The following is a 539-nucleotide window of genomic DNA, read 5'->3' as shown; positions in this document are numbered from 1 at the left end:
GATGAAACGCTTGGAAAGCTTGCCGACAAATGGATCGTCACCTGCCGGTTCTGGATTCCCGAGGACGACATAGTCCGCCGTGTGCGGCGCGACCGCGTGCCCTATGACGTCTGGCGTGATCAGGGATTCCTGACCGCCACCCCCGGCAACGCCACCGACTTCGCCTTCGTCGAGAAGGAAATCCTCGAACTGGCATCCCGCTACGATCTGCGTGAACTCTCCTACGACCGCACCTTTGCCGGCGAGATTGTCCAGCATCTGCAGGATGAAGGCCTGAACCTCGTCCAGTTCGGCCAGGGGTTCTTGTCCATGGCGGCGCCGACGGCGGAACTGGAGCGGTTGTCGGTCTCTCGCGCCCTCTGGCATGGCGGGCATCCGGTGTTGCGCTGGAACGCATCGAACGTTGCCGTGCGCCATGATCCGGCCGGCAACATCAAGCCCGACAAGGAGCGCTCGAGCGAACGCATCGACGGCATTGTCGCGATCTGCAACGCGCTTGGTCGGGCGCTGGCCCGTGACGTCAATGCCGGCCGCTCGGT

General features: G+C 63.6%; 1 protein-coding gene. It reads left to right on the top strand.

Features of this window, described 5'->3' with window-relative positions; all coding sequences use genetic code 11:
* Nucleotides 1-539, top strand: a 539-nt coding sequence (locus tag ACFO1V_RS09355) for a terminase TerL endonuclease subunit (RefSeq protein WP_380075077.1), incomplete at both ends; no start/stop codon positions are given.

It is taken from the genome of Daeguia caeni, from assembly GCF_042653845.1.
GTDB lineage: Bacteria > Pseudomonadota > Alphaproteobacteria > Rhizobiales > Rhizobiaceae > Brucella > Brucella caeni.
This window is presented reverse-complemented; position numbering and strand designations above follow the sequence as displayed.